We start from the raw sequence: 25,694 nt of genomic DNA, 5'->3' as shown, positions 1-25,694 counted from the left end.
TGGCTCCCCAAGTTGGGCTTGAACCAACGACACATGGATTAACAGTCCACCGCTCTACCAACTGAGCTATTGGGGAATCATATAAGGTATTGACCTATTGTCATCAAGATTGGCTCCCCAAGTTGGGCTTGAACCAACGACACATGGATTAACAGTCCACCGCTCTACCAACTGAGCTATTGGGGAATCTTGATTTCGACTAAGCAAAGGAGATTTGGCTCCCCAAGTTGGGCTTGAACCAACGACACATGGATTAACAGTCCACCGCTCTACCAACTGAGCTATTGGGGAATCGCTTTGCTTAAGTGCGGGGCGCATAGTAATAATTGCCCCTATAAGTGTCAACTAATTCTACGTCAAAAATGACAATTTCTGTTTGTTTGCTCAACTTACATCCAGTTGTTGCAAACTACAGATCGAAACTTGTTCAGCTGGTATAAAAAATGCGCAGATAATTAATTATCATAAAAACTGTTTTCTTTATAGCTAAGGATGATTGCGCGAAAATTATACACAATATGTAAAAGCCTTTGGTGCTGGTAGCTAGCGTGACTTATCCACTGATTTTGTGGATAACTGTGTGCATTAAAAGTCGCTTAAGGGCTACAGCCCAATGATTGCCTAGCATAGGCTCAAATTTGATCTACATCGTTTTTTGCTTTTAATTGCTATTAATCAACAACTTATTTAGATATTGGTATAAAAGCTCAATTTTTAACCTGTAAAAAAAGTTGTTGCTTTTACAAAAAAAATGTTGTGCATTACTTTTCATTACAATCATCTTACTGTGCACAATTTAGGGTTATCTGCTATTGATTTTAAGTTGGCGATATACTCTGCTAAACAATGCTGATTTTCTTTACAAGACTAATACGCCTTTTGGTTATGGCTAGGTTTTGCGTAGAATAAGCGGATGATAAAACTTTCAAATGATTGGTAAGTAGAGCTGTGAAAAAACCATTTGATCTAGTATCCGAATACAAACCGGCAGGCGATCAGCCAACGGCTATTTCAAGTCTTATAGAAGGCTTAGAAGACGGCCTCGCTCATCAAACTCTGTTAGGGGTTACCGGTTCAGGTAAAACCTTTACTGTTGCAAATGTTATTGCAGAGCAAAATCGACCAACTATTGTCCTTGCGCCTAACAAAACCTTAGCTGCCCAACTATATAGTGAAATGAAGGAATTCTTTCCTAATAACGCAGTAGAGTTTTTTGTTTCTTACTATGACTACTATCAACCAGAAGCATATGTGCCTACAACAGACACCTTTATAGAGAAAGATGCATCTGTTAACTCCCACATCGAGCAAATGCGCTTGTCGGCAACTAAGGCCTTATTAGAGCGACGTGACGTAGTGTTGGTTGCCTCGGTGTCGGCTATATACGGCTTAGGCGATCCTCAGTCTTATCTACAAATGATGTTGCACTTAAGTGTTGGGGACATGATAGACCAACGCGCCATTTTACGTCGCTTAGCCGAATTACAATATTCACGTAACGATGCAGCTTTTCAGCGCTCAACCTTTAGAGTTCGCGGAGATGTTATTGATGTATTCCCCGCTGAGTCAGATAAAAATGCGGTGCGCATTGAGCTATTTGATGGGGAAGTGGAGCGGCTTAGCAGCTTTGATCCGTTAACTGGAGCCGAAGAAGCCGTAATGGCCAGGGTTACAATCTTCCCGAAAACCCACTATGTAACACCTCGTGAAACAATTCTTAATGCTATCTCTTCTATAAAAGAAGAGTTAAACGAGCGCAAGAAACAGTTATTAGATGCAAACAAGTTAATTGAAGAGCAGCGAATATCACAGCGCACCCTATTCGACATAGAAATGATGAATGAGTTAGGGTATTGCTCAGGCATCGAGAACTATTCACGCTACCTGTCTACTCGCGCTCCTGGCGAGCCACCACCAACCTTATTGGACTACTTGCCAGCTGACGGCATTCTTATTATTGACGAGTCTCACGTGACGGTTCCGCAAATAGGTGCGATGTATAAGGGTGACCGTTCACGTAAAGAAAATTTGGTGAATTATGGTTTTCGTTTGCCATCGGCGTTAGACAACAGGCCACTAAAGTTTGAAGAGTTTGAGCAAATTGCACCACAAACAATTTTTGTGTCGGCAACGCCAAGTAATTATGAACTAGAAAAAACCAATCAAGAATTTGTTGAACAAGTTGTTAGGCCCACTGGCTTATTAGACCCAGAGATAGAAGTTCGCCCAGTAAATACTCAGGTCGACGACTTACTCTCTGAGATTCGCTTACGCACCGCCATAGATGAACGCGTGCTGGTAACCACACTCACTAAAAGAATGGCAGAAGACTTGAGTGAGTACCTTACTGAGCATCAGGTAAAAGTGCGCTACTTGCACTCAGATATCGATACCGTAGAACGGGTTGAGATCATCCGAGACTTACGTATGGGAGTATTTGATGTACTAGTCGGCATTAACTTGCTTCGAGAAGGCCTAGACATGCCTGAGGTATCGCTAGTCGCCATTCTGGATGCGGATAAAGAAGGTTTTCTTCGTTCAGAGCGTTCACTCATTCAGACCATTGGTCGTGCAGCCCGACATCCTCAAGGTAAAGCGATTCTTTATGGCGACAAAATTACTGGCTCTATGGAACGAGCGATAGGGGAGACCAACCGTCGTAGAGAGATCCAACACCAGTTTAATCTTGATAACGGGATTGTTCCGCAAAAGCTAAACAAAAAAGTCGTGGATATTAGTAACTTTGGTAAAAGCAAAGTGCTTCAAGCTGCTGAACCTAAAGCTAAGTATGCAGCACTCACACCAGAAATTATGCTGAAGAATATTGCGAAGTTAGAAAAACAAATGATCAATCATGCCAAAGAGCTGGAATTTGAGCAGGCTGCGGCGGTGCGGGATGAAATAAACGAACTACAAGAACAACTAGTGAAAATGAGCTAGCTAAAAAAAGAACAAAAAAAAGCCGCTGTAAATACAGCGGCTTTTTTAATGAAACTGTATTAGTTTGCAGCAGCGATAATCGCGCCAAACTCTTCAGCCATTAGAGAAGCACCGCCAACTAGCGCGCCATCAATGTCAGCTTGAGAGAAAAGTTCTTTAGCTGTAGCGGCTTTAACACTGCCACCGTAAAGAATTTGAACTTTTTCAGCAACAGTTGCACTTTGTGCAGCTAACCAACCACGGATGTGAGCGTGAATAGCTTGAGCTTGCTCTGAAGTAGCAGATTTACCAGTACCGATAGCCCAAACTGGCTCGTATGCGATAACAGCATTTTCTAATGCTTCAACACCACAAAGATCGATAACAGCTTTAAGTTGAGTTTCAACTACAGCTTCAGTTTTACCTGCTTCGTTCTCTTCTAGAGTTTCACCAATACATAGTACAGGTACTAGTTGGTTTTCTTGAATTGCTTTGAACTTAGCAGCAACTACAGCATCAGTTTCGTTGTGGTACTGACGACGCTCACTGTGGCCAACTAGGTTGTAAGTACAACCAAATTCTTTCAACATTACTGGAGAGTTTTCACCAGTAAATGCACCTGAAGTGTTTACGCTTGCATCTTGTGCACCGTAAGCAATAGGAGCATCACCCACTAAGGCTTCAACTTGACCTAAGAATACTACTGGCGGGCAAATTGCTGTTTGCACGTTAGTAGCTGCTTTAGCTGGTTCGATTAAGCCATTTACTAATGCGGTAACAGAATCTTTAGTACCGTTTAGTTTCCAGTTACCCATTACTAGAGGTGTTCTCATTGTGCGTCTCTCCTTTAAATAAACTGGCTCGATTATAGTGAATAAATTACAAAAACGTAGTGTTTAAGGAAAATTATCTCTCTAAAACTGTAAATTGCTGATCTAAAACAAACGATTAAGAAAAATAAGTACGTATTTTTTGCCACCAAATGCCCAGTTTTTCATGCCACAAAGCATCATGTCGGTGGATAAAGCGAGCGTCAGGCAAAAACTCATAAAGTCGTTGTTCTCCTTGAACTTCTTTGCCTAAATAATCGGTAGGCACCGGGCTTATATTGCTTGAGTACTTATTAAAATGCTGTAAAGCGCGCTTCATGTGGGTTGCGCTAGTCACTAATGCGGTAGGGCGCTGTCCTATATATGTAGCGATGACCGCCGCTTCTTGTTCAGTATCTTTGGCTTTTGGAATGGTAATAATATTCGCTGGGGGAATATTGGCTTGTCGCGCTACTTTCTCCATAAGCTCTGCATTGCTGTTGGGATCGCTACCGCCGTAGCCAGACACAATTAAGCGGCTTTGCGGATTAACCAAACTTAACTCAATACCTTTAGTAATTCGCGCAAAAGAAGAACGACTAAGCTGCTCTGTAGGCGAAAGCATTGGATCACTAATATGGCCACCGCCTAAAACCACCACAAAATCAAAACTATCAACCAGCTGGCTTGGTGCCAATAGCTCGCGCTCATTTTTAAGCAATTGTTGGTTAACCCACCAAGGGTTACTGGTAACTAACAAAATTGCCAATGCAGGTACTAGAGTCGCTGCAGCACGGTAGGGACGTTTTGTTATGCCAAAATAAAAAGAGAGCAACAAAAAGAACAGCGAAATGTTAAGCGGCATAAGCAGCGAGCCTAGCCATTTTTTTACGATAAAACCTAAACTTAAATCCATATAGTGGTTTCTCTCATAAGCCTTACAGGCATCTTAATTGATTGCACTCGTTGGTGGAATCACAGACCCTAAAAATTACCAAAAATAGCGGCTTAAGCCAAATTAATGCGTTAAATCAAAATTTTCCCGATATTTTTTTCTGTGACTAAAGACAGGTTTAGCGACTTAGGGTAATCTTCGCACAATACAGGTATGTAATTAGCAGTGAGGAAAATATGTTTGAGCGCGTATCCGCAGCCCCCGCAGATCCAATATTAGGGTTAACAGAAGCTTTTAAAGCTGACGAACGTCCCAACAAAATCAATCTTGGTGTTGGTATTTACAAGAATGAAGCAGGTCAAACCCCAGTTTTAGCTACCGTTAAGATCGCCGAAAAGCGTCTTTTAGAAAACGAAGCTACCAAATCTTACCTTAGCATTGAAGGTAATCCAGCCTACGGCAAAGAAGTTCAAAAATTGCTGTTTGGTGCAGATAGTGAAATCGTAGTTAGCCAACGCGGATTTACCGCTCAATCTCCTGGCGGAACAGGTGCTCTGCATAACGCAGCTGAATTTGCTTACAACCATTTGGGTGTACGCACAGTTTGGGTAAGCAACCCAACTTGGGCTAACCACGGTAACATTTTTAAAGCTCTTGGCTTAGAAGTTAAAGCATACGACTACTACAACGCTGAAACTAAAGATCTCGACTTTGATGCAATGCTGACATCTTTAGAGCAAGTTGCTGAAGGCGACTTGGTATTGTTCCACGGTTGTTGTCATAACCCAACGGGTATTGATCCAACACAAGCGCAATGGGAACAGTTAGCTACCTTAACCGCTGCGAAAAAGGCACTTCCGTTATTTGACTTCGCTTATCAAGGTTTTGCTACTGGTGTAGAAGAAGACGCCGCAGGCCTGCGCATTTTTGCTAAGCAGATTAAAGAGCTACTGGTTGCGAGTTCTTTCTCTAAAAACTTCGGTTTATACAACGAGCGCGTTGGTGCATTTACCTTAGTTGCTGCAGATAAAGAGCAGGGCGCGACAGCCTTTAGCCAAGTTAAAGCCGGTATTCGTGCTAACTATTCAAACCCACCTTCACATGGTGCTGCAGTAGTAACAACTATTCTGCAAGATGCAGAGCTAAAAGCTCAGTGGGTTGCCGAAGTAGCCGAAATGCGTGAGCGTATTAAAGAAATGCGCGACTTGTTTGTAGCAACCTTAGCCGCTAAAGGTGCCACTGGCGATTACAGTTTTATTCAACGTCAAAATGGTATGTTCTCGTTCTCTGGTTTAAGCAAAGAGCAAGTACAAACCTTAAAAGAACAACACGGTGTGTACATCGTAGGTTCTGGCCGTATCAGCGTAGCAGGCATGACTAAAGACAACATGGAAGCGCTTTGTGCAGCTATTGCTGCAGTAGTTTAAGCACTCTTCGATACAAAAAAGGGGTTAAACGTTAATCGTTTAACCCCTTTTTATTTGGTTTTCTGGTTTATCTCTTAACCAACAACGATATTCCTACCTTTGTTCTTCGCCTTATAAAGCGCGTTATCTGCTTCTTTAATGACTTCTTCCGCGCTAGCGTGATGACCGGCCTTTTCGGCTACGCCTATGCTCACAGTAATTTGTACTGTATTTTTGGGTTTAGCTTCCTCGTTTCGGGTGGTTTTATCACCTTTTTCACGGCTGGTTTTATCCCTAATTGCAAAGGGAGTTTCAGAAATAATATCGCGAATATCGTCTAAAAAGGCGATGGCGTGGTCGAGCTTTTTACCTCTAAACAGCACAGTGAATTCTTCGCCGCCGTAGCGGAAAACTTGGCCGCCGCCTTCAATCTGATCAAGTTTAGATGCCACCATAGCTAAAACGTCATCTCCAACATCGTGGCCATAGGTGTCGTTAAACTTTTTAAAATGATCAATGTCTACCATCGCTAAACTGTAGTTTTTAGACATGCCAGCGAGCTTCTCAAATAACATTCGCCTACCAAGTAATCCAGTCAACTCATCACGGTAAGCCAACTCATGAGACGCCCTAAACCCGGCATAAAGCATGATTAGCATTGAAGCCGTGAAAAATACCGAAGAGATAGCTTCACGATCTAAAAACATCAATGGGAATAAACTCGCGATAAAGCTAAAAAATAAACCAATGGTTAAACTGGTAGATTTATATGCCCAGCGAAAAAATGCAGCAACAATACAAACAGCAGACAAACCCAATGCAGCTAAGCTCATCACCAAGCCTTCTCTAGGCCTAGGTTCAAACCATTCAGTAATAAACTCAGCGGTGTCAGCAACAAAAAAGTTTAGCGCTAGCGAGATGCCGGCCATTTGTACTAACAAAAATCCATAAATAGTTAGTGCGCGAGGCGTGGTACTGCCATTTTCATTGATGAACTGGTTTAACACTAAGTTAATCGGGATAAATAAACATACAGCAGTAAAGGCAAACTTTGCTTCTGGGATACTTAACGGTTGCTGTAGATAACTGGCGATGAGCCAGTAGCTAAAGGTGTTTACAATCACCACCGCGATTAATTGTCGGCGGTTAAACTGCAGTGCCAACATTGCAGTAATTGCTGCTAAGCCATAAGGCATCCAGTAAATAATGTCATGAGTACTTGCCGATAATGATGAATGCCAAATAAGCAGTGCACTCGCGATCGATAAGATGATTACAGGAGGCAGTATGTTTTGGCTAGTGAGTCTACTTTCCATAGATTTCAAGTGATTGAGTTTGAATTGATTTTATCGAACTATTGCTAGTTTTTGAATCAATAACCAAGCAATAACGCGCTTAGCCTCTAAGTTTTCTTCAGCAACTTCATAATAGTCTTTGATATTATGCAGTTGCTGTTCTAATTTTAGTGTAACTAAGAATAATGGAGCAGGGCATGAGTGACTTTCTTTTCATCGATGATATCGACGAGCCTTCAGAAGAAGTTACCAAACCAACATGGAAGTTACTGGTCATTGATGACGAAGCAGAAATTCATTCTGTAACACGATTAGTATTATCTGATGTGGAAATTGATGGTTACAAGCTCGAGTTTTTGTCGGCCTACAGTGCTGAAGAAGCACAACGTATGTTCGAAGAGCATAACGATATTGCCATCGCACTCGTAGACGTAGTCATGGAAACCGACCATGCTGGTTTAGAACTAGTTAGGTGGATTAGAGAAACCAAAGAAAATCATGCAACCCGCTTAATTTTGCGAACCGGCCAACCAGGGCAGGCTCCCGAAGAATCGGTCATTAAAGACTACGATATTAATGATTACAAAAGTAAAACCGAGTTAACCGCCACTAAGCTTAAAACCATTACCTATTCTGCTATTCGCTCTTACCGAGATATCTTGTTTATTGAGCGCCACCGTCAAGGCTTGATAAAGGTTATTGAGTCCACATCTTTGGTGCTTAAAAGTAAAACCTTGTATCACTTTGGCTCTGCGGTGCTAAAACAATTGGTTGAGCTGTTTCAGCTTGAAAGCTCGGCTATGTACATCACAACACTTACCGAAGATGTGCTTCGTCATCAGTCTTTTAATGTGCTTGCTGCTACCGGTGATTTTGTTACCAACGAGCATAACGAATACAACTTTGACCAAAGTAAAATCCCGGAAGAAGTAAAACAGTTACTAAAACGTGCTCTAGATGAAAAGAAAACACTAGTGACAGATAACTGTTACGTAGGCTTTTACCCAACTGATAGTCGAAGTGTGAGCTTGTTGTACGTACAACACGAGAATCCTCTAGATGATATCGAAAAAGGTTTACTTGAGGTATTCGCCACCAATATTGCCCTCACTTTTGAAAATCTCACCATTAAAGAAGAAATTCAAGATACTCAAAAAGAGCTGATATTCATTATTGGTGACGCTATTGAGCAGCGCAGTAAAGAAACCGGTTCTCATGTAAAACGGGTATCGTTGATTTGTGAGTTAATGGCCAAAAAACTCGATTTCGATCCAGAGTTTGTAGAAGCGTTTAAACACGCAGCGCCGTTACACGACTTAGGTAAAATTGCTATCCCAGAGTCTATTTTGCATAAGCCTGGTAAGTTAGATGCCGAAGAATGGAAAATTATGCAAACCCACGCGCAAGTGGGTTATGACCTATTGGCTGATTCAAATAAAATTATTGCCCGCTTAGGCGCAGAGATTTCATTGTGTCACCATGAAAAATGGGATGGCAGCGGTTACCCTCGTCAACTTGCTGGAGAAGATATACCACTTGTTGGGCGAATCATGGCTATTACCGATGTATTTGATGCCCTAGGCTCTAAACGTTCTTATAAAGAGCCGTGGAGCAATGACGAGATCAAACAATTCATTAGCGAACAAAAAGGCAAGCATTTCGATCCGCAACTGGTTGATATTCTTGTCAATGACTTTGATGAATTCCTAGAAATAAGAAACGCTTACCCAGACTAAGTTTTTATTGAGTTTTATCCTTAAAAGGCGCATTCTCACAGCATTATTCAGCTAAGTGACTTGCTTAGCATTACTGTTGAGAAGGCCTTCTTTTGGCACTTAAACCTACAATCTATAAATTGCGCATTTCCTTATCAGATTTAAACCGCAATTATTACGACACTATCAACCTCACTATTGCTCAGCATCCATCTGAAACCCTAGAGCGAATGATGGCGCGCACTATGGCTTATTGTTTAAATGCTGAAGCAGATCTAGAGTTCACCAAAGGGCTTAGCGAAGTAGAGCAACCCGACATATGGCAAAAATCTCTAGAAGGCGACACCTTGCTGTGGATAGATGTAGGTGAGCCAACACCAGAGCGAATTAAAAAAGCAACAAGGTTGGCGAAACAAGCGAAGGTATACAGTTTTAATTCAAAATCAGACACTTGGTGGCAACAAACAGAGAATAAAATCAAGCTGTTGGACGCAGAAGTGTGGCAGTTTAGCTGGGAAGAAATGGTTACATTAGCCAGCTTCACTCAACGCACCATGGATATGTCAGTCACGGTTACCGAAGAATCTGCCTATGTAACCAGTGACGACAATGAAATAGAGATCCACTGGAAGAGCTTAAAGTAATCCTTAAAAAGGAAGCCTTCGCTTCCTTTTTATCCGCAACACTTTTTAAATTTTTTGCCGCTTCCACAACTGCAAGGGTCATTGCGTTTAGGTGTTTTTTCTACCACCTTGGTGCTAGGTTTAGCAATTAACAGCTCTAGCTGTTCAATATTTTCTTCAGCTTCGCTATCTACGATTACATCTACAAATAGCTCATGCTCAGCTGCTCGCTGGCTCAGCTCCTGCTTACGCTCTTCGCTGTTTACCAACAGAGATAAAGGGTTTTCTTCGGTTCCAATTTTTACTTCTCGCTTAGTGTTAAATCCAAAGCTTTCATGCTTTGGCTTTTTCTCAATGCGACCTTTAAAAAAGAACTTAGACATATATTCCCCCGAAACAAATTAATTAGTGCAGGCTTATACAGCAATATTTATTACAAATAAACTAAATAAGGGGTCTTTTAAAGCTAAGGCTGTAAGGGAGAGTCATTCGAGCAAAAAAAAGCCACTTAAAAAAGTGGCAATACAAAGGCAAAACATATTCAACAAAATATTTAGGGGTGGGAGTGGCCATAGCCAACCACTCTCAAGTTGAACAGAACGCGAGAACTAGTCGTTGTTACGAATAGTTAAGTAAATTAAAGCACTTACTGGGGAGTTTGGTTACTGTCAACATTGACAGTTTGACAAAGTACGAGGCCTTGACTAGCTAATATTGGATTTGTTAATTAGTTTGGTGCGAACTAGCCTTTGTAGAGCATCGACATAGATCTTTGAAGTATTAGAACTGCAATACGGCTCAAAGGATCGGGCTTAACAACAAGGCTAAGGACCTGATATGACAAAGTTAAATACTATTTCTAAAAGCTTGTTTGGCTTAAGTGTAGCCATAGCTTCTACTGCTTGTTCAGCTTCTAACTATGATCAATGTGAACATGATTGGTTTAACAAATCTGATCAACAGTTTGCTGCAGATTGCACCACTATGGCTTTTGATGATGATCTAAGAGTTCGCGAACAATTTGCATGGATGGTATTCACCAGAATTAACCAGTTAATCAAAGATGGTCATGGTGTATCCAAATCAAATCTAGTCCCCCAATGGATGGCATGGGCTACTGATGATGACACATTTAAAACCTTTCCAACCTTTAAATTTACAGAGAAAAATCGCGCCGACATTACCGAAGTGACTTCTAAGAAAGTGTTAGCCGGCGAAGTATCGATGACGGACCCTGATTCTGCCAATGAAGAGGTTACCCGTAACGTTGTTGGCTACAAGTATCTAACTGAAACAGCCAAGTTAAATACCAAACTTGGCGTGTTAACTTACCTAAAAGCTGGTAATCAAGTAGACATGCCTGTGGGCTCTATCGAACTAAAAGCTTCATGGCTAAAAGTACCTCCTGGAGGTGCACCCAAAGGCGCTCTCACATTTAAGTTTGAGTCTGGCGAGTATTGGTGGAGGGGAGTGCACATCATGATCAAAATGCGTTCTCTAAAAAACAATGATGATTTGTTTTATAGCGAGGAACCCAGCTGGTTTTGGACCACATTCGAATTTAACGGTAACCCAGGCTTAGAACATGTGCGCGACAAGTTTGTCACCCAACGTGAGCCAATGTCAGAGAAGCAAAGAGATAAGATACTTAAACAAGGTGGTATTAGTAACTTTGGCTTTGAGCACTATTCCCCCAATGGTACTCAAATACGTTATACCGTAAATGCCGAAGGGAAAGTTCCGGTAATATTGGGTCATACCGACATGGAAGACTTTGCAGGGGCGCCTAACACCGCACAACCTAGTTACTGGGCTAGCTTCAACTCTTCTTGCCACACCTGCCACGCTACTGCAGCCATTAATCCAGAAACAGAAACCTACTTTCCGTTTTCGGTACCCGTAGGCAAACTAACTCCGCAATACTACGCCCAACCCTCGGCAGATAAACCAAATCTATACTTAGGAGACGGTTTCGTGCCTTTAGATTTTATGTGGCCTATCGCGTTTCATGCTAAGTAGTGAAGAAAAAAGCCAGTGATTTAAGCACTGGCTTATCGTTTTAGTTAAAAGCTTGGTTCTACTTTGATTGCTGCAAGATCAACACGATTGATAGCTGATTCTCTAGTGTCGGTAAAAGTACTGTTAGCTTCTAGATAACTCATATTGTAAAAGTCATGCAGGCTTAAACTGTATGCGCCCATCTCTAGATCAGCAGTAAAAGGTGTGGAGTAAACCAAAGGCTTTGTTCCGCTACGGGTGCGCGCATGAGGCATTTGCAATAGACCTTCGGCAACAACATCACCATCACTATTGCGAACAAGCAACCATTTCGTCGCGTTAGTCACACCTAAGTTAATGGCGTTATGATCATTATGGTATTTAACTTGGATGTTGTAAGTACCATTGGCATCAATCTGCAGATTGTTTAACACAAAGGTATCATCAGGCTGCCCCCACTGGCTTAAGTAAGGTTGCGAGATGATGTCATCTGCAGGGCTAATACTTAAGTTACTGATTACTCGAGAGTCATCTACCAACACTTCTTGACTAGCGCTAAAGCACAATGGTTCACTGCGGTGGGAAACGTTGTTTGAACTAACAAACACTGCTTCGGCACTATAGCAAGCAGCAACACCAGCTTGTGGCGCAATGTTATCCTGATAAACACCTAGTGCTTGGTTGGCCGCTATTTGTTCTCCATTGCGGTAAATACGGTAGTTTACCTGGGCTGTATTTTGGCTATCGCTTAGCTCTACAGCCAATAAACCGTTTTCTAAATATACTCGCTCAATGCTTGGCTCTAGTGGCGCAAATACTTCAGGGTTTTCGTTCTCTAATGGCGCAGCAGTTACCATAGTTATATCCGTTCTACCGTTAAGTAAACTACCTAGGGTAATCACAATGTCATTGGTCTCGGTCAGCGCGCTCCAATCAATTGACGAACTAGCATCTACACCATTAAGGCTAACACTTTGCACCGGATAGTAACCGGTATCCTCGCTAGCGCTTGGTAAGGTGATTTGCAGATTAATATTATGGCCACGAAGAGTTAAGCCCTCTAAGCGAACACTATTGCTATCGGTAAATAGATTGCGACGAAGTTTACTGGTTATAAACGGTTTAAGAGTTAAACCCATTTCATCAGTTTGCAGTCCAAATACTCCATCTACCACCATACCAACGTAAGCACCAACTGACCAAAGCTGCCGTGTAGAATTAATCACTGGCCCAGATAAGCCAGGGTTATCTATATCCAATAGATTAGGTTTAAGGCTCAACCACTCGAGGTTCTCCATGTTGGAGATGTTTAACGATGCCGACCTAATTAAGGTATCGTAGGCCGCATTAGCAACAGCCACGTTGTTGGTATTTATCGCAGCTTTTAAACCATAAGCTGTTACAAATGGCCATACTGCTCGGTTGTGGTAAATCGCTATATTAGGCTGCTGAGGATAGATTACGGGTGCGCCTAAATCACCGTGCGGATAATTGGCTACAACGCTGGCAGCACGGCTCTCATCCGCTACTCCGGTTACAACTGCCAATGCTTGACCTAACCAGTCAAATTTATACAAGGGAGCAGCGTCTTGATGGCCTGCAATGATGCTGCTGTATAAGCCTCTATCGGCTAACCAAAACTCCCGATTAATAGCCGCTTTTAGATCGCTAGCCCACTCTTGATATTTAGTAGAATCAGCGCTGTTGCCAAGCTCATTTGCTAATGCGCTGGCAAGTAGCATTGCCTTGTAGTGCAAAACGTTGGTTGAAAGGGCTTTACTGCTACCTAATCTAGATATGTCATTTACTATCCAGCTGGCATAGCTTTGCTCACGCCAATCCAAAAATGATTGTTCACCTCTGTATAACTCGTCGTTAGCGTCATAGGCCGCTATTCGGTCATTCTCTAAGGTGTTTACCAGTGCAGGGTAAGCTTTGGCTATAAACCCACTTCGCGCTTCCCCTGTTAGATTATGGAGAAGTTTTTCTGCACCTAAAGCCCATGCTACTCGGTCGGTACTAATTGGCCAGCTTCCACCGGTGCCCGTATCTTGCACTATTTGTAAGCCATCGTTAGAGCCTTTGGCATAGACAGGTTTGGCCTGACCATCTCGATAAGGTGAAAGCTTAAATTCTAAGGAGTTTTGAACCCGTTGAGGGTCAATTAAAGCCAGGCCTAAATTAGCTGCATAAGATAAGTCTCGCGTCCAAACATAATGCCATTTAGCTCCGGTTTCAAAGCAATCACAGGGAATAGCTTCGCCACCGTTATAGTTATCATCTACGATCTCACTTACGCTGTTTTGCAGGGTTTCGTTCAACGATAATGCAAATAGAGCATCAAAGGCTATGTTGCCTGTTCGCGAGCTAGGTTGTCCTTCCAGTTCTTTATATACAGTGTAATCATTGCCCGGATCACGTAAATCTTGAGAAGTAGATTGAGCGTATTCTCGAAGTTCGTCACTGGCGGTTTTAACTGAAAACTTAGCTTTGCTTGTTCCGTCATCTAAAACATTGTCGTAAACCACCTCGTGAACGAGCTCGTGTTCTAAATGAGGATCAATGCTTACATCACCACTGCCGTCGGTTTCGGTAACCATAAACACTAAGGCAGACGGTTGGCTAGCATCAATTGTAAACTGGTAGAAGGCTGTTTCGGTTACAAAAAAGCTACTGTTAGGTCCACCTTCACTTAAGGTATAGCTTTCATCAAGCACAGCTACCACAGCATCTTCGTTATCGAGAACCCATTCGCTAGACCAATCAGCATAGGCTATTTTGAACTCGTGATTACCGGGCGCTATTTGCTTAGTTAATTGGTATTTGTTGTCGCCTAAGTATTTAAGCTCATCATCACTCGTCCAGCCGTTAAAGCCACCACGAACGTAAATCTTTTGCCCTAAAGGGGGAACATCTTCTTTATAGCTAAACACTGGTGACGCTAAATCCTCACCAACACTCAATACAAAGTCATACACGCCAGAAGATTCGAGTACCAAGGCCATGTTTGCAGCAGCTTCGCCAGTGGTTAGCGGGTAATCGGTATTGGCATCAAGTTGGGTGAGTTGGTCAATATTTGCAGTAAAGGTCGTTTCTAAAGTCCAGTTTTCGTCGGCTACTTTAAATTCATGCACACCGGCTAGAAACTCTACGTTGTCTAGGCGGTAAATGTCTTCGCTAAAGCTCAATTTAAATTGGTCTTCAGCCGACCATCCACTAAAGCTACCTTTTAAAAACAAAGGCACCGAGTAGGGGGCGGTTCTAACACATGCGGTTCCGTCAGCATTGGATGCTAAAGGGGCTTCACAACTTATGGCATCGTCGTCAAATATACAGCCGTTAATTAGTAACATAGATGTAAGGCCAATAAAGCCTTTACCTACTAAGGTTCTTTTTATCATTAGTTTTTCCCACTTTATTAGAGTTAGGTACCTTTCTTGGCTTTCGGTTGTTAGCAAGCTCTTTGAATTTTTTAAATGTGTAGAAAAGGTACAAATAAGGTTACAAACCTTGTTGATGATTATATCGATAGCAAATGTGAGGAAAGTGAATCGCTTCACGATTTATTGATATAAAAGATATTAATATTCGCAGGGAGATAGTCGGCTATTTTGATGGTCATCTTTCAAACCGGTACTAGTTATTGCTGACCATGGGTACCGTATTAACGATTGAATCTAGCGTGTTTGTAGACGCTCTGACGACTAACTAAACTATGCTTAGTGTGGTTCTTACTCTCACAGTTTTTATCTAGCCACCATGTTGAAAGGATTCGAAAATGGCACTTTTAGATCTAAATCTAGCGCTTAATAAGCTTGTTGAAAAAGTTGAGCAGGTAGAGGGGATTGTTGTTGAACAAGGCAAGGCTAAAGCCTGGGAAGCATTAGACAATGGCGCTAAAAAACTATTAGGCAAACTAGGTATAGATGCCTCAGAGCTTAAAAGCTTGTTTTCATTTATCGAGCAGGTAGCCACCGATCCTTCACTAGTGTTAGCAACAGAACAATGGAAAGTGCCTTTAGCGACAGGTTTGGATATAAATGGTCGCATCGGCGGCCACCTAATCATTGACCTAGTACAACCAACAGATAGCCAGCAATATAGTGAGTTTCAGCAAGTTAATATGGCTACTGTAGCGCTTGATCAAGCCTTGCAATTAAACACCGGACTAAGTGTTAATCTGCCAATCAAATTACTTAACTTAGCAAATACCAGCAACGCTCATCTTAAGTGGCAAGTCAAAGTAGTGTGCGCCGTGGCACATGATCAAAAGTTAATTGGCTTTTTGGCTCAACTAGCCAAAGAAAAGTTACCTTTGTTTTCGCTAGAAAACCTAGCCAAAACCATCAATGCGCAATATCCAAAGCATGCTGTTCAAGGCCTCATTGTTAACCAAACTAGAGCCATATCTACCTCAACAACCGCCACCTTAGGCCATGTGTGGAGTGTATCTAGCAGCAACCAAGTATTAGATATAAAGCTAAACGCAACAGCTGGCGTATCGTTTAAGGCTAATTACGCCTTCAGCGGAGAGTTTAAGCTAGTCGTAAAACCTGCGGATATTGGCTTACAAATAGCCATGTACCAAGTTACCAGCAGTAGTAAGGAACAGGGCGTAAGCCTAGACGCAATGCTTAACTTAGAAGGTTTAGATAAAGTAGCCGAAGCCTACCTTACAACACCATTAGAAAAGCTCGACGGTGCCGCGCAACAACTACAATCCCTGCTTGAAGGTTACAAAGAGCCGGGCACTTGGCTAGTTGAGCAGTTAGACGATCACTTAGCGCAAGCGCTTAGCGACCAAGATTGGAAAGACATCGCCTTACTGCTCGCCGATGGCGATAACGAAGGCATATCAGCAGAGTTGGGCGAGGTGGTAAAACAAAAGCTCTCGCTAGCTTTAAGCTTAAAACCAATGCAGTGGATGAGTAACCCTAATAATGTGTCTGAGCAAATAAGTCACTATTTACAAGAAAACACCTTTTTAAGCCCTGCAATGTTAACCCGACTAAAACTCGATGAATTTGTTGCTAAAGGCTGCAATAAGGCTAAAGAAAAGGTAGCAGAACAAATAGCCTCAATCGCCGAGCAAGCTCAAGACAAAGTAAGCCCATTGCTCAAGCCGCTTAAACAAGTCAAAAGCGCCAAAACCAAACTAAAAGATCAGTTAAATCAGCAACAATTAAATGCAGCCTTAAGTGATTGTGTAAGCACTTGGTTAGAACAATACAACCAAGCGCGCACAACCCTTAGCTTAGCCATTAAAAAGGCCGGTGATCTACAGCTTGGTTTATCTTTGTATGGCACTCAAGGCAAGCAAACCACTAACGAAGCAATGCTAAGTTTTCACATCCAAAAGGTTAGCTCAGCAACGTCACAACAACTGTATCAAGATCTTCTATTGGGCAAGCCAATAGATATAGACGCACTTAATACCATGAAGACAAAAGGCAGTATCAGCAATTTGTCGGGGTGGTTAGTAAAAAGCTGTAAGCTACGAAAAGAAGTCGGCCTTAAATTTAACTTAGGCGATGATTTTCAATTCTCCCAGCAAAGTGTGATTGAGAAATTAGCCAAAGCCAAAGTTGATCACACCGGTCAGCTGCTTGAACTTAAGGCAGACAACGTAATTAGGCACAGTTCTAAAACCCTTAAAGAAAGCAGAAGCGCTGAGTTTGTAAGTGCCTTCGACGTATTAGCGGCGCTTAAATTTGGCGCAAGCCCCAACATCGGTATTGGTTTAAGTTTTGAAGACAAAGGGGTAATGACCCCAACAGAAATGCAGCAGTTTTTAGCGCCCTTAAGCCATGAGCCACTGCCGTTAATCGACAGCAAAAGTTACCTATTAGCTCTTGAGCGCTTTAAAGTACTGCACCAAAGCCAGCAATTGTCGCGCTCCATTATCGAGTGCCAGTTAAGCTTAAGTGCCAAAGATATCCGCAGTTTAGCTGCGGCAATCCCAAATGAAATAGAAGCCAGTGCAATAGAACTACTCTACAACATGACATTATCTAGCACCGAGAAAGGCCAAATCGAATACGCCAGCAAAGCTGATGAGATCAATAAGCGACAGCTAGAAGCCTTTTTAGATACCGAAGTTACCAGTTCGGCACCTTCGGGCGCTCATACCTCGCATAGTCTTCTACAAAAGAAAGTACAAACCATATTAGGCAACGCGCAGCGTCTTTCACAGTTTGTGGATATATATAGCAAGCTAAGTGAGCAAATAGAATCGCTAGACAGTACCGATCCAAAAGCCTACATAAACATGGTTAACCAAGCCAATGAGGAGCTGGTTAGCACAATGCAATCCTTTATAAAGGTGAGAGGTTGGTTTAGTGGCTTGTTTACCGAAGCTCTTCCTAAAACCACGGTGGTATTACTGGTTATTCTTGCCAAATACCTCGGTAGAGACGAGCCACTGTTAAGCCCGGTTATTTCATACGATCGCAGTGGCAAAACCGAAGTGCTGTAAACAACTTGCCGTGCAACCAACTAGATTGCACGGCTAATTAAACAACTGGCTTTGTTACATGCCCAAATAGCCGCGTAAGTGGTCGCCGAAAGGTTGGTAAACCTTATCGTCTGTCCAGTATTGGGTATGGCTCCATGGAGTATTACCACTAATAATCCCGCCAACCTGAACACACTTATCTACCACAAATTGGTAACTAGGGCCTAAGTCATTCAGCGGCCAACCTAACCAATCATCTGCATCAAAATAGTTAAGCCAACTAAACTGGGGGTTAGGCTTATCAAAACACAGTCGCTGGCTTAAACCGCCCAAAAACAAGGGAACGTTACAACCAGTAGTAAATAGCAGTTTTACTCGGCTACCTTTTAGGTAAGCGATTTTGTCATCACTAATATTCGTCAAAAAGTCATTGTGGTGTTTATCCCAAACCTTAGCGTTACTTCTATTTAGCGCATCCCAAAAGTAGTTAGAAACGACCTGAGCGCCAAGGCTATGGCAGATGATCACCACTGGCACGTTTAAGTTAAACCCGCAGTCATCCATGCCCTTAAACATAGCGGCTTGTATTGTTTTAACAATATTCATGTACTCATCGGTTTGCCTACGCCCAGCTACTTCTAAGCTTGTAGCATCGGCAAAGGAGTTCATAAAAAAACGCCGCCCAAAGTTGGATATAGTGCTAAATTGATTGTGGTATTTACCCCAAATGTCATTCAACAATTGGTCTTGCGGGGCCTGTAAGGCCGAGTAATACTTAACGCGTTGTAACGACACCTTATTCATTACATCTACGCCAAGGTAATCAGTCAGTTTCTCTTCTAATCCATCGGCAAAGTTAGGTTTGCGTTGCCCCATGCCATGCACCGCTAAAACAATCAGCTCTTTCATAACTGTATCCTCTGGGGAAGTTGTTAAAGGTTTAAGAGTCAGCTGAACAGCGTATTTAGAAAAACTCAGCCTTTAGATTTTAGTTCATCCAAAGGAAGTTAAAACTGTATTCAAAATAAATATGTCTAAGGTCAATTATTGATTAAGCACTGCAAAGCTCTTGTATAAGGGCCCGGACTCAATCCAATGATTGGCACCATCAAGGCTGGTTTATATGGCTTAGAACGAAAAGGATAGGGCGCTTATCGTGCTTGGCAAAGTGATTAAGGGCTAGGGCATGTGGCAGGCTTTAACAGATTTAGAGTTTACACTGCACTCTGGCTTGATTGCTTTTTTCTTAGTACTGCATTGGCGCTTACTTAATCGTATGGATAAGCGCGTTTATAAACTAGAGCTACAGCAAGATCTAACCAAAGGAACCATAGAAAAAGTAAGCCATTACAGCGGCCTACGTTTCGCGGTTTGGTGGTAATGGCTGCAGCCGCTTTTTGGCTGGAATTAAAAAGACGACGCTGTATTTTATGTCACCACCTGCGTTTATGGGATACGACTAAAATGAAAAGCGATACTATAGGTTGTTCTTGAAACTGAGTAGCCGGTGCGGTCAGGGTCCCTTATTTCAACCAAGGTTTCAATTCCCTGCTCAACTATCAGGCTTTGCGCTAACTCTTTAATTGATTCTCTTGGAACTTCAATCGTCTCCACAGGAGAACTATCGCCCGGTCTAGATATCGAAACAATGATCGTACGTACACCTAAATTCGGATCATCTGACCCTGGTACCGGGTGGTAACCTTCAAGGTATTCTACTTTTTCTAGTTTCATTGATTTTGGACAGGTTCTAATAATGGCTGAACTTTTATCTTTCTCTACTAGCTCTGGCACTGCAACTTTTTCTGTATCTGGTGCTAAAAAGCTAAATGCACGTCTGTAAAAGGCGCGTTGTGGATCCATATAAACACTTGGGCTCCCTGACGAACGCCCAAAATCTATGTATTGAAATGAGTCTTCATAGTTAAAAAATACGTCTATGGTATTCGAGTTGATAAAGCCGCCGACTGTCTGGGCTCTTACACTTATCTTATAAAGCCCTGTTGCCGGAAAAAACTGTCTATTTGTGGTAGCTAATTCGAAGTCGCCTGTTGCGTTCTCACTAATCAATACTTGGTTAACTGCTCTATCGCCTGCTTGGTTAAATTGCACTAAGTGAACCGACACTGCGAGTAACTCCGCTTCTTCACCAAAATTAACAGACGTAGTCACAGCCCAATCACCCACATAGTTGCAGTACGATGAGCGACATATCCAATTCAAATTACTCTTAAGATCTATATTGATAGTTTCAATACGTTCTGGTCTAGGTGGGCGTATAAACGAAAAGGCTAAAATGGCTATACCAATTCCTATAATGGCGGCGAAAACAGCAATACCGATTGCAATTTCCATAATCAACTCCCTTTATTAAGTTGCGACTCACTAGCTAAAAAGTATAGGTACCAATGGTTATCTCAGCAACAAACAAACTTTTTATATTAAAGGAGCGACAGTGAGAGGATTACTCTCTAAGTGCTACTGCTTTAACCAAGATGAACTTAAATATCGTAGTTGTTACAGCACTTATCTTGCTGAACGAAGTGATAGAGGGTTAGGGCATGTTTAACACACTTGGCGAGCTAGGCTTTGCACCGGTTGAATTGCTCATTGCCGCTTCACTTTTTTAAATTGGATTTGCTATCACGCATGGACAAACATGAATGGCAGCAAGAGCTAGCCACTAAAAAGGAAAGCTAATTATGGCGAGTAAGAAAGAAGCCACTTATCAAAGCGGCGCAAAGAAAGGCAAGCTTAAGCCAGGTTATAAATATGCTAAAGGCGGCGGCATTGTTAAGGCGAAAGCTAAGAGCAAAACCACCAAGAAAAAACGCTCCACTAAGCGAAAAACCAGCCGCAAGAAAGCGTTTAAGTTGTTTAAATAAAAAAGCCCGCATTAGCGGGCTTTTTTGATGCTCTCCTGCAAAGATGATAATCTAAGCTCATTGTCAGCAAGCCACCATTTTATTAGGTGTTACATGAAGATAGATTACGATTATATAGCATCGATTTTGAATGTTTTTCTTGAATCCAACACGGCTCATTTAACAATTTTTGACATAAAGGATTCAGGTATTGATATTGGTGACGAGTTCATTGATGAGAAATTTCTATTTCATGTGCAGCTGTTAATTGATAATGAACTGATAAGTAATCAACACGGGTTGCGCGATGGGCTACTAACAGCAGGAATACGGCTAAATGGCAATCGCTCCGTAATTCTAGTCAAAAACAATATCCGTCTAACTCAAAAGGGTCATGATTTTTCAAAGTCTTTACAGAATAAAGAGGTAATGGCAAAGATTAAAAATGAACTCAAAGATGCTCCTTTTAAAACAGTATTCGATGGTGGTCAAAAGCTACTAGCTCACTACGCCAAAAAGAAGCTTGATGAAATAATGGGGTCTGATTGATAGATGAGTATAGAATTTAGTAATGTACCCTTAGCGCCTATTGCTACAATCATGGCTGCGCTAATCACCGCGCTCATTTCATTTGTAAACCTGACTTTAAGCAAAGAGCAAAAGACTTCAGAATTCAGGCAGGCTTGGATAGATGGTTTGCGAGTAGACTTGGCAGCTTTTTTTTCATCAGCCAGAGCTCTTTGTCGAGTTATGCAAGAGGCTAGGAGCCCTGATAATGAAGACGAGGATGTAGCGCGTTTTAGATTCACTGCGGACCAAGTAGGAAAAATGAGATTTGAGGGCGCAGACGCATTGTATCGAATAAAGCTTCGGTTGAATAAAGCGGAGTCTAGGCACAATGAGTTGAATGGTTTGCTAGATAAAGTGATTCAAACTCAAAATAAAATCAACCAAGAAAAAGGCTCTGATTATACACTAGCTTTACAAGCAATAGATTCAGCAAATTCGTGCTCTCAGGATATTTTAAAGGCTGAGTGGGAAAGGGTTAAAGGTGGCGAGAAGCAATTTAAGCATGCTAGAAATATAGTTATCCCCGTTATCGCAGCTATATCTTTTATGCTGTTCCTAGTGGTTCTTGTTAATCCTACACAAGCTGATGAAGCGCCTGAGTCAACAATAGAAAATGTAATAGAGGTTAATGCTAATCGATAACGTTTTTCGACTAACTTACAGGCTTTCATTAAAGGCAAATTAGTGACGAAATTTTTACCGCTTTATAAATTTAGAGAAGTTAATGAACTTAGCATTGGCTCAATCATCAACAATACACTGTGGTTTTCGTATGTTGAAAAATTCAATGACCCCTTTGAGCTTTTCTATGACCTGACTTCAGGGGTTAGCATTCAAGACTTTCATTCCAATCTAGACTTATTTCTCGAGTTCGCTAACCCTGAACATAAATTTATCAAAGAAGATTTTGAAAAGCTCTTAGGGAGCATGACTACAGCGGAAAAAGAGCAAACCTTGTTTTTACTCGAGCGGGCTCTCTTTCCGCTTCACAAGAGCGCACTTGAAAGAATCAAAAATGGTATAAAGATATTTAGTCTCTCCAAAACCAATAGGCATCCTTTGTTATGGGGGCATTATGCGGACGGTCTAAAAGGGATGTGCATAGAATATGACTTAAACAAGCAACCAGAGCCTCTTAACATTGGTTATTGTGATGTTGACTATACAGAGAAGCCATTCAAATTAAACCTGCTCGAAATGCTTGAAAGTGGCAGGCGGATTCATGACTATAGTGACAAAATTTACGCAACCAAAAATAGTGTATGGGGGTATGAGGAAGAACTCAGACTAATTTCAAATGACGACGTAATGAAAGGAAACGCCTACCAATTAGATAAAGCTGTTATTCGTTCTATCTGTATTGGCGAAAGGATGTCCAATGAAAATCAATTAAAAGTTGTAAATGCTGTAAAAGGGAGAGATATAGCAATTTACAAAGCCATTGCTATACCTTCAGAGTTCAAGGTGGATATAGTTGAGTATAACTAATAGTTAATGTTGACAGCTCAACTTAGAAAACCATTACTTAAATGAAACAACCTTTGAGTTAGATTGCTCCTCGGTAACCCAGTCGGGGACTTTCGCTGTTCTTCTATTATTAAGCCATTTCTGAACGCGTTCATATTGGGGTAAATCAAATGCAGTGCAAATTGCTTGCAGTTGCTCAGGCTTTATACATTGTCCTGCGGGAGTATAAAGTAGTCCGTTAAAAATCCTGAAATCTTCCCAGCCCATAGAGCATGGTAAAAACCCACTTGCGGCAACATCCATTAGGCGTTTAGCTGTTGAGAGCGCTTGATTCTTTTTATACCAATCACGAGCAGTACGCTCTGGAATACCGAAGTAGTCGGCAACTTGTGCCGGTGAATCAAAGTAGCTTCTTAAGTCTGAACCGTTAAATGTTGGATAAAGTTGGCTATTAATCATGTGCAAAACTCCTTGATATGCGTGACATAGCTCACAGTTACAATATTTCTCAAAATTATTTTTATAATAGAATCATTGAGTTGGGCGATAGCTGCCGTCAAAATTAACTCAACGATTTATATTACATAGCATTTGGTTTTTGTCGCTAATGAGCAAAATCAACATTTATTGATATTCACCCCAATAAATACGGGGCTTGGAGAGTGCGGCAATTGCAGTATTTGTAAGTGATTGATTTATATAGATAGCAATATATTCAATTTAACATAATATACATTATGCGCCTTATGGGTGTGATTTTAGCAATCCACAGAAGTTTGCCTGTAATGCCGCGTAGAAATAGCATTTACTTTAGGTGATCCAAAGGCTTATGTTCAGCAGACTGATGGCGTTCTACGCGTGAGGTATGCAAATACTGAGATGTGGTGTCGATGCTATCGTGGCCAGCGTCGGCTTGCACATGTGATAACGGTCGACCGACTAAGTTAATGTCGTGAGATATTCCGGTGTGTCTAATGCTGTGTGGCGTTAGTTGGCGAATTTCATTGGCGTCTTGTTTAAAGCCGTCTGCCTCTGCAAGCTTGGCGGCTTGTTCAATGAGAATGTAGATTTGCTCTCTTAATTGGCGAATGCCTAGATTAGCATTGAGTAATCCGCTGTCTCTGCCACGGCCTGCTGCTCGGTGTCTTACAAATAATGGCGTTTTCTCGTTGGGTGTTGGCAACGGTGCTAACTGCAAAAAACGTCGGTAACGCTGTAAGGCTTCTAATAATTGTTTAGACACAGCAACGGTTCGTTTTTTCCCGCCTTTGCTGCGCGGTATATAAAAGCCCCATACAGAAGTTTTAGTATCGCGTTTAAACTGTCCCATTATCGGAGAAAAGCCAGGCCTTGCTGCTACTTCGGATATTCGTAAATAGCAGCTGTACATAAGGCTAACTAAAAACAAAATGCGTTGGTTTTCCTCGGGCGTTTGTTTGGCCAATTGATTTGCAGCGCTCATAACGTAAGACCACTGTAAGTCACTAAAAGATTTTATGTCTTCTAGGTCTTCGCCACTAATGGTGTGCTGGCTGCTAGCTTTAAATCGACCATTCTTCATTAAGGCCATAGCTGGGTTGCGTTCGGTATATTCTTCGTTAATTAAGTAGGCATAAAACGAAGATAAAACCGCTAATTTGGTTTTTAGCGCTTTGTCACTAATTTGATAAGGCTGTTCAATACCGTCTATTTTTTTGCCTAAAAATGGCCGCCATTGTGGATTTGGCACTCGTTCTTTTAACTGTTTATCTACAACAAACTGGGCAACATTTCGATAAGCGATTAGCTCCAGCGGCGGCTTGCAACAGTAGTCTAAATATTTACTAAGTACCCGTCTCGTCACCAAAGATAAGGATATTTGCTCAACGGTATAAGCCCAATGTAAAAAGCTGGTGAGTTCGCTTCGATAAGTTTTGTAATTGTTTTCGCTGTGACGCTGTTCCAGCAACCAATCTACTGCGTATTCATAAACGAAGCCTGCATCGCTAACCGCACTTACGGTGATTTCTGCAAGATGTTGGTTAACGATTGCATTACCGTCTTCAAGATATTGAATGGAATCAAACAGTGGAATGGCCGGCGGAAGCATTAGCATGGTCGAATATAAGCTACTGAATAATAATGACATTATAACCTTAAAAGCAATTGCCGATAAATAGCATTATCGGCATTAGGCCCATAAATTGTTTGCTCTATAAATGTAAAACCTAAGCCAAACTTACTGCTATAATAAGCGATTGGCTAACAGGCCTGAATGATGAATGCTCGATGTGAGCCTTAGGATTTACAATGAACTTAAAAAATGAACTTCAATCAATTCACAATAAATTAGACACGGCAAAACGTAAGTTAGATGCCGCCCACGAGCGTGGTGATACTGTGATGATTAATCAGTTCAATACTACGATTACCGCACTAACTAAAAAACTAAAAAGTGTTAAAGCTCAGCAAACCAAAAAAATAAGCCAACAAGGCGGCGATGTTAAGTCCCTTCCCTTTAACCGCGTGCTGACTAAACAAGAACAAGCAGATATGGGTAAGTTGAAGAAGTCTGTGAAAGGTTTGGTGGTAGTACACCCAATGACAGCACTAGGCCGTGAAATGGGCGTTAAAGAAGTTACCGGATTTGCACCAAAAGAATTTTAGTTGTTTGGGCAAAGTGCTCGCTTTGCCCTACTC

Annotated in this window: 21 protein-coding genes and 3 tRNA genes; 12 read left to right on the top strand and 12 right to left on the bottom strand. The window is 41.7% G+C overall.

Annotated elements, in window-relative coordinates; translation table 11 throughout:
• The 3 genes from G6R11_RS18235 to G6R11_RS18225 all read right to left on the bottom strand — a co-directional run bounded on the left by G6R11_RS18235 (position 1) and on the right by G6R11_RS18225 (position 291).
• A tRNA-Asn gene (locus G6R11_RS18235) sits at positions 1-76 on the bottom strand.
• A gap of 34 nt (positions 77-110) precedes the next feature.
• A tRNA-Asn gene (locus G6R11_RS18230) sits at positions 111-186 on the bottom strand.
• Positions 187-215: 29 nt separating this feature from the next.
• A tRNA-Asn gene (locus G6R11_RS18225) sits at positions 216-291 on the bottom strand.
• Positions 292-948: 657 nt separating this feature from the next.
• On the opposite strand from G6R11_RS18225, the gene uvrB reads away from it, so the two are divergent.
• Positions 949-2,940 (top strand): excinuclease ABC subunit UvrB, encoded by a 1,992-nt coding sequence (gene uvrB / locus G6R11_RS18220; RefSeq protein WP_163134499.1) that lies wholly within the window; start codon positions 949-951, stop codon positions 2,938-2,940.
• A 59-nt stretch (positions 2,941-2,999) separates the two neighbouring features.
• On the opposite strand, the gene tpiA is transcribed toward uvrB, so the two are convergent.
• Both tpiA and G6R11_RS18210 read right to left on the bottom strand, forming a co-directional pair.
• The gene (gene tpiA, locus G6R11_RS18215) at positions 3,000-3,752 is read right to left on the bottom strand and encodes a triose-phosphate isomerase (protein ID WP_163134498.1); all 753 of its coding nucleotides are present in this window, start codon (positions 3,750-3,752) and stop codon (positions 3,000-3,002) included.
• A gap of 115 nt (positions 3,753-3,867) precedes the next feature.
• Positions 3,868-4,644: an ElyC/SanA/YdcF family protein gene (locus G6R11_RS18210; protein WP_163134497.1), complete on the bottom strand. Its 777-nt coding sequence runs from the start codon at positions 4,642-4,644 to the stop codon at positions 3,868-3,870.
• Positions 4,645-4,859: 215 nt separating this feature from the next.
• Between G6R11_RS18210 and G6R11_RS18205 the strand changes: the two genes are divergently transcribed.
• On the top strand, positions 4,860-6,050 hold the full coding sequence (locus G6R11_RS18205; protein WP_163134496.1) for an amino acid aminotransferase: 1,191 nt from the start codon (positions 4,860-4,862) through the stop codon (positions 6,048-6,050).
• Positions 6,051-6,124: 74 nt separating this feature from the next.
• On the opposite strand, the gene G6R11_RS18200 is transcribed toward G6R11_RS18205, so the two are convergent.
• Positions 6,125-7,345, bottom strand: a complete 1,221-nt coding sequence (locus tag G6R11_RS18200; protein WP_163134495.1) for a GGDEF domain-containing protein — start codon at positions 7,343-7,345, stop codon at positions 6,125-6,127.
• Positions 7,346-7,521: 176 nt separating this feature from the next.
• On the opposite strand from G6R11_RS18200, the gene G6R11_RS18195 reads away from it, so the two are divergent.
• The gene (locus G6R11_RS18195; RefSeq protein ID WP_205472922.1) at positions 7,522-9,060 is read left to right on the top strand and encodes a DUF3369 domain-containing protein; all 1,539 of its coding nucleotides are present in this window, start codon (positions 7,522-7,524) and stop codon (positions 9,058-9,060) included.
• A 92-nt stretch (positions 9,061-9,152) separates the two neighbouring features.
• The gene (locus G6R11_RS18190; protein ID WP_163134493.1) at positions 9,153-9,683 is read left to right on the top strand and encodes a YaeQ family protein; all 531 of its coding nucleotides are present in this window, start codon (positions 9,153-9,155) and stop codon (positions 9,681-9,683) included.
• Between the two features lie 29 nt (positions 9,684-9,712).
• On the opposite strand, the gene G6R11_RS18185 is transcribed toward G6R11_RS18190, so the two are convergent.
• A complete protein-coding gene (locus G6R11_RS18185) occupies positions 9,713-10,045 on the bottom strand; it encodes a PBPRA1643 family SWIM/SEC-C metal-binding motif protein (RefSeq protein WP_163134492.1) in 333 nt (110 codons plus the stop codon).
• A 454-nt stretch (positions 10,046-10,499) separates the two neighbouring features.
• On the opposite strand from G6R11_RS18185, the gene G6R11_RS18180 reads away from it, so the two are divergent.
• Complete coding sequence (locus G6R11_RS18180) at positions 10,500-11,681, top strand: hypothetical protein (RefSeq protein WP_163134491.1); 1,182 nt, start codon at positions 10,500-10,502, stop codon at positions 11,679-11,681.
• Between the two features lie 44 nt (positions 11,682-11,725).
• On the opposite strand, the gene G6R11_RS18175 is transcribed toward G6R11_RS18180, so the two are convergent.
• Entirely contained in the window at positions 11,726-15,061 is a 3,336-nt protein-coding gene (locus tag G6R11_RS18175; protein WP_163134490.1) for an esterase, read from the bottom strand.
• A gap of 377 nt (positions 15,062-15,438) precedes the next feature.
• Here G6R11_RS18175 and G6R11_RS18170 point away from each other — a divergent pair, with 377 nt between their 5' ends.
• Positions 15,439-18,135, top strand: a complete 2,697-nt coding sequence (locus G6R11_RS18170) for a hypothetical protein (protein ID WP_163134489.1) — start codon at positions 15,439-15,441, stop codon at positions 18,133-18,135.
• Between the two features lie 54 nt (positions 18,136-18,189).
• On the opposite strand, the gene G6R11_RS18165 is transcribed toward G6R11_RS18170, so the two are convergent.
• Positions 18,190-19,023, bottom strand: coding sequence for a hypothetical protein (locus tag G6R11_RS18165; protein ID WP_163134488.1), 834 nt, complete (start codon positions 19,021-19,023; stop codon positions 18,190-18,192).
• A gap of 277 nt (positions 19,024-19,300) precedes the next feature.
• Between G6R11_RS18165 and G6R11_RS18160 the strand changes: the two genes are divergently transcribed.
• Positions 19,301-19,495: a hypothetical protein gene (locus G6R11_RS18160; protein ID WP_163134487.1), complete on the top strand. Its 195-nt coding sequence runs from the start codon at positions 19,301-19,303 to the stop codon at positions 19,493-19,495.
• A gap of 65 nt (positions 19,496-19,560) precedes the next feature.
• Here the strand turns inward: G6R11_RS18160 and G6R11_RS18155 are convergent, their stop codons facing one another.
• Entirely contained in the window at positions 19,561-20,469 is a 909-nt protein-coding gene (locus G6R11_RS18155) for a hypothetical protein (RefSeq protein ID WP_163134486.1), read from the bottom strand.
• A gap of 347 nt (positions 20,470-20,816) precedes the next feature.
• Between G6R11_RS18155 and G6R11_RS18150 the strand changes: the two genes are divergently transcribed.
• The 4 genes from G6R11_RS18150 (at position 20,817) to G6R11_RS18135 (ending at position 23,036) form a co-directional block, all read left to right on the top strand.
• The gene (locus G6R11_RS18150; RefSeq protein WP_163134485.1) at positions 20,817-20,999 is read left to right on the top strand and encodes a hypothetical protein; all 183 of its coding nucleotides are present in this window, start codon (positions 20,817-20,819) and stop codon (positions 20,997-20,999) included.
• Positions 21,000-21,092: 93 nt separating this feature from the next.
• Entirely contained in the window at positions 21,093-21,527 is a 435-nt protein-coding gene (locus G6R11_RS18145; RefSeq protein ID WP_163134484.1) for a DUF2513 domain-containing protein, read from the top strand.
• 3 nt (positions 21,528-21,530) lie between these two features.
• Positions 21,531-22,190 carry a hypothetical protein gene (locus G6R11_RS18140; RefSeq protein WP_163134483.1) on the top strand — a complete coding sequence of 220 codons (660 nt, stop codon included), beginning with the start codon at positions 21,531-21,533 and terminating at the stop codon, positions 22,188-22,190.
• Positions 22,191-22,232: 42 nt separating this feature from the next.
• On the top strand, positions 22,233-23,036 hold the full coding sequence (locus G6R11_RS18135; RefSeq protein ID WP_163134482.1) for a DUF2971 domain-containing protein: 804 nt from the start codon (positions 22,233-22,235) through the stop codon (positions 23,034-23,036).
• 33 nt (positions 23,037-23,069) lie between these two features.
• Here G6R11_RS18135 and G6R11_RS18130 read toward each other — a convergent pair whose 3' ends face one another.
• Both G6R11_RS18130 and G6R11_RS18125 read right to left on the bottom strand, forming a co-directional pair.
• Positions 23,070-23,474, bottom strand: a complete 405-nt coding sequence (locus G6R11_RS18130; RefSeq protein ID WP_163134481.1) for a DUF3653 domain-containing protein — start codon at positions 23,472-23,474, stop codon at positions 23,070-23,072.
• Positions 23,475-23,820: 346 nt separating this feature from the next.
• Positions 23,821-25,143, bottom strand: coding sequence for a site-specific integrase (locus G6R11_RS18125; RefSeq protein WP_240352502.1), 1,323 nt, complete (start codon positions 25,141-25,143; stop codon positions 23,821-23,823).
• Between the two features lie 161 nt (positions 25,144-25,304).
• On the opposite strand from G6R11_RS18125, the gene G6R11_RS18120 reads away from it, so the two are divergent.
• Complete coding sequence (locus G6R11_RS18120) at positions 25,305-25,661, top strand: YibL family ribosome-associated protein (RefSeq protein ID WP_163134480.1); 357 nt, start codon at positions 25,305-25,307, stop codon at positions 25,659-25,661.
• Positions 25,662-25,694: the final 33 nt, after the last annotated feature.

The organism is Agarivorans sp. Alg241-V36 (genome assembly GCF_900537085.1).
Taxonomy (GTDB): domain Bacteria; phylum Pseudomonadota; class Gammaproteobacteria; order Enterobacterales; family Celerinatantimonadaceae; genus Agarivorans.
This window is presented reverse-complemented; position numbering and strand designations above follow the sequence as displayed.

Coding starts and splice junctions, on each gene's coding strand:
- tpiA (WP_163134498.1), bottom strand. CDS start 3,752: ATGAGAACACCTCTAGTAATGGGTAACTGGAAACTAAACGGTACTAAA.
- G6R11_RS18210 (WP_163134497.1), bottom strand. CDS start 4,644: ATGGATTTAAGTTTAGGTTTTATCGTAAAAAAATGGCTAGGCTCGCTG.
- G6R11_RS18205 (WP_163134496.1), top strand. CDS start 4,860: ATGTTTGAGCGCGTATCCGCAGCCCCCGCAGATCCAATATTAGGGTTA.
- G6R11_RS18200 (WP_163134495.1), bottom strand. CDS start 7,345: ATGGAAAGTAGACTCACTAGCCAAAACATACTGCCTCCTGTAATCATC.
- G6R11_RS18195 (WP_205472922.1), top strand. CDS start 7,522: ATGAGTGACTTTCTTTTCATCGATGATATCGACGAGCCTTCAGAAGAA.
- G6R11_RS18185 (WP_163134492.1), bottom strand. CDS start 10,045: ATGTCTAAGTTCTTTTTTAAAGGTCGCATTGAGAAAAAGCCAAAGCAT.
- G6R11_RS18180 (WP_163134491.1), top strand. CDS start 10,500: ATGACAAAGTTAAATACTATTTCTAAAAGCTTGTTTGGCTTAAGTGTA.
- G6R11_RS18175 (WP_163134490.1), bottom strand. CDS start 15,061: ATGATAAAAAGAACCTTAGTAGGTAAAGGCTTTATTGGCCTTACATCT.
- G6R11_RS18170 (WP_163134489.1), top strand. CDS start 15,439: ATGGCACTTTTAGATCTAAATCTAGCGCTTAATAAGCTTGTTGAAAAA.
- G6R11_RS18165 (WP_163134488.1), bottom strand. CDS start 19,023: ATGAAAGAGCTGATTGTTTTAGCGGTGCATGGCATGGGGCAACGCAAA.
- G6R11_RS18160 (WP_163134487.1), top strand. CDS start 19,301: ATGTGGCAGGCTTTAACAGATTTAGAGTTTACACTGCACTCTGGCTTG.
- G6R11_RS18155 (WP_163134486.1), bottom strand. CDS start 20,469: ATGGAAATTGCAATCGGTATTGCTGTTTTCGCCGCCATTATAGGAATT.
- G6R11_RS18150 (WP_163134485.1), top strand. CDS start 20,817: ATGGCGAGTAAGAAAGAAGCCACTTATCAAAGCGGCGCAAAGAAAGGC.
- G6R11_RS18145 (WP_163134484.1), top strand. CDS start 21,093: ATGAAGATAGATTACGATTATATAGCATCGATTTTGAATGTTTTTCTT.
- G6R11_RS18140 (WP_163134483.1), top strand. CDS start 21,531: ATGAGTATAGAATTTAGTAATGTACCCTTAGCGCCTATTGCTACAATC.
- G6R11_RS18130 (WP_163134481.1), bottom strand. CDS start 23,474: ATGATTAATAGCCAACTTTATCCAACATTTAACGGTTCAGACTTAAGA.
- G6R11_RS18125 (WP_240352502.1), bottom strand. CDS start 25,143: ATGTCATTATTATTCAGTAGCTTATATTCGACCATGCTAATGCTTCCG.
- G6R11_RS18120 (WP_163134480.1), top strand. CDS start 25,305: ATGAACTTAAAAAATGAACTTCAATCAATTCACAATAAATTAGACACG.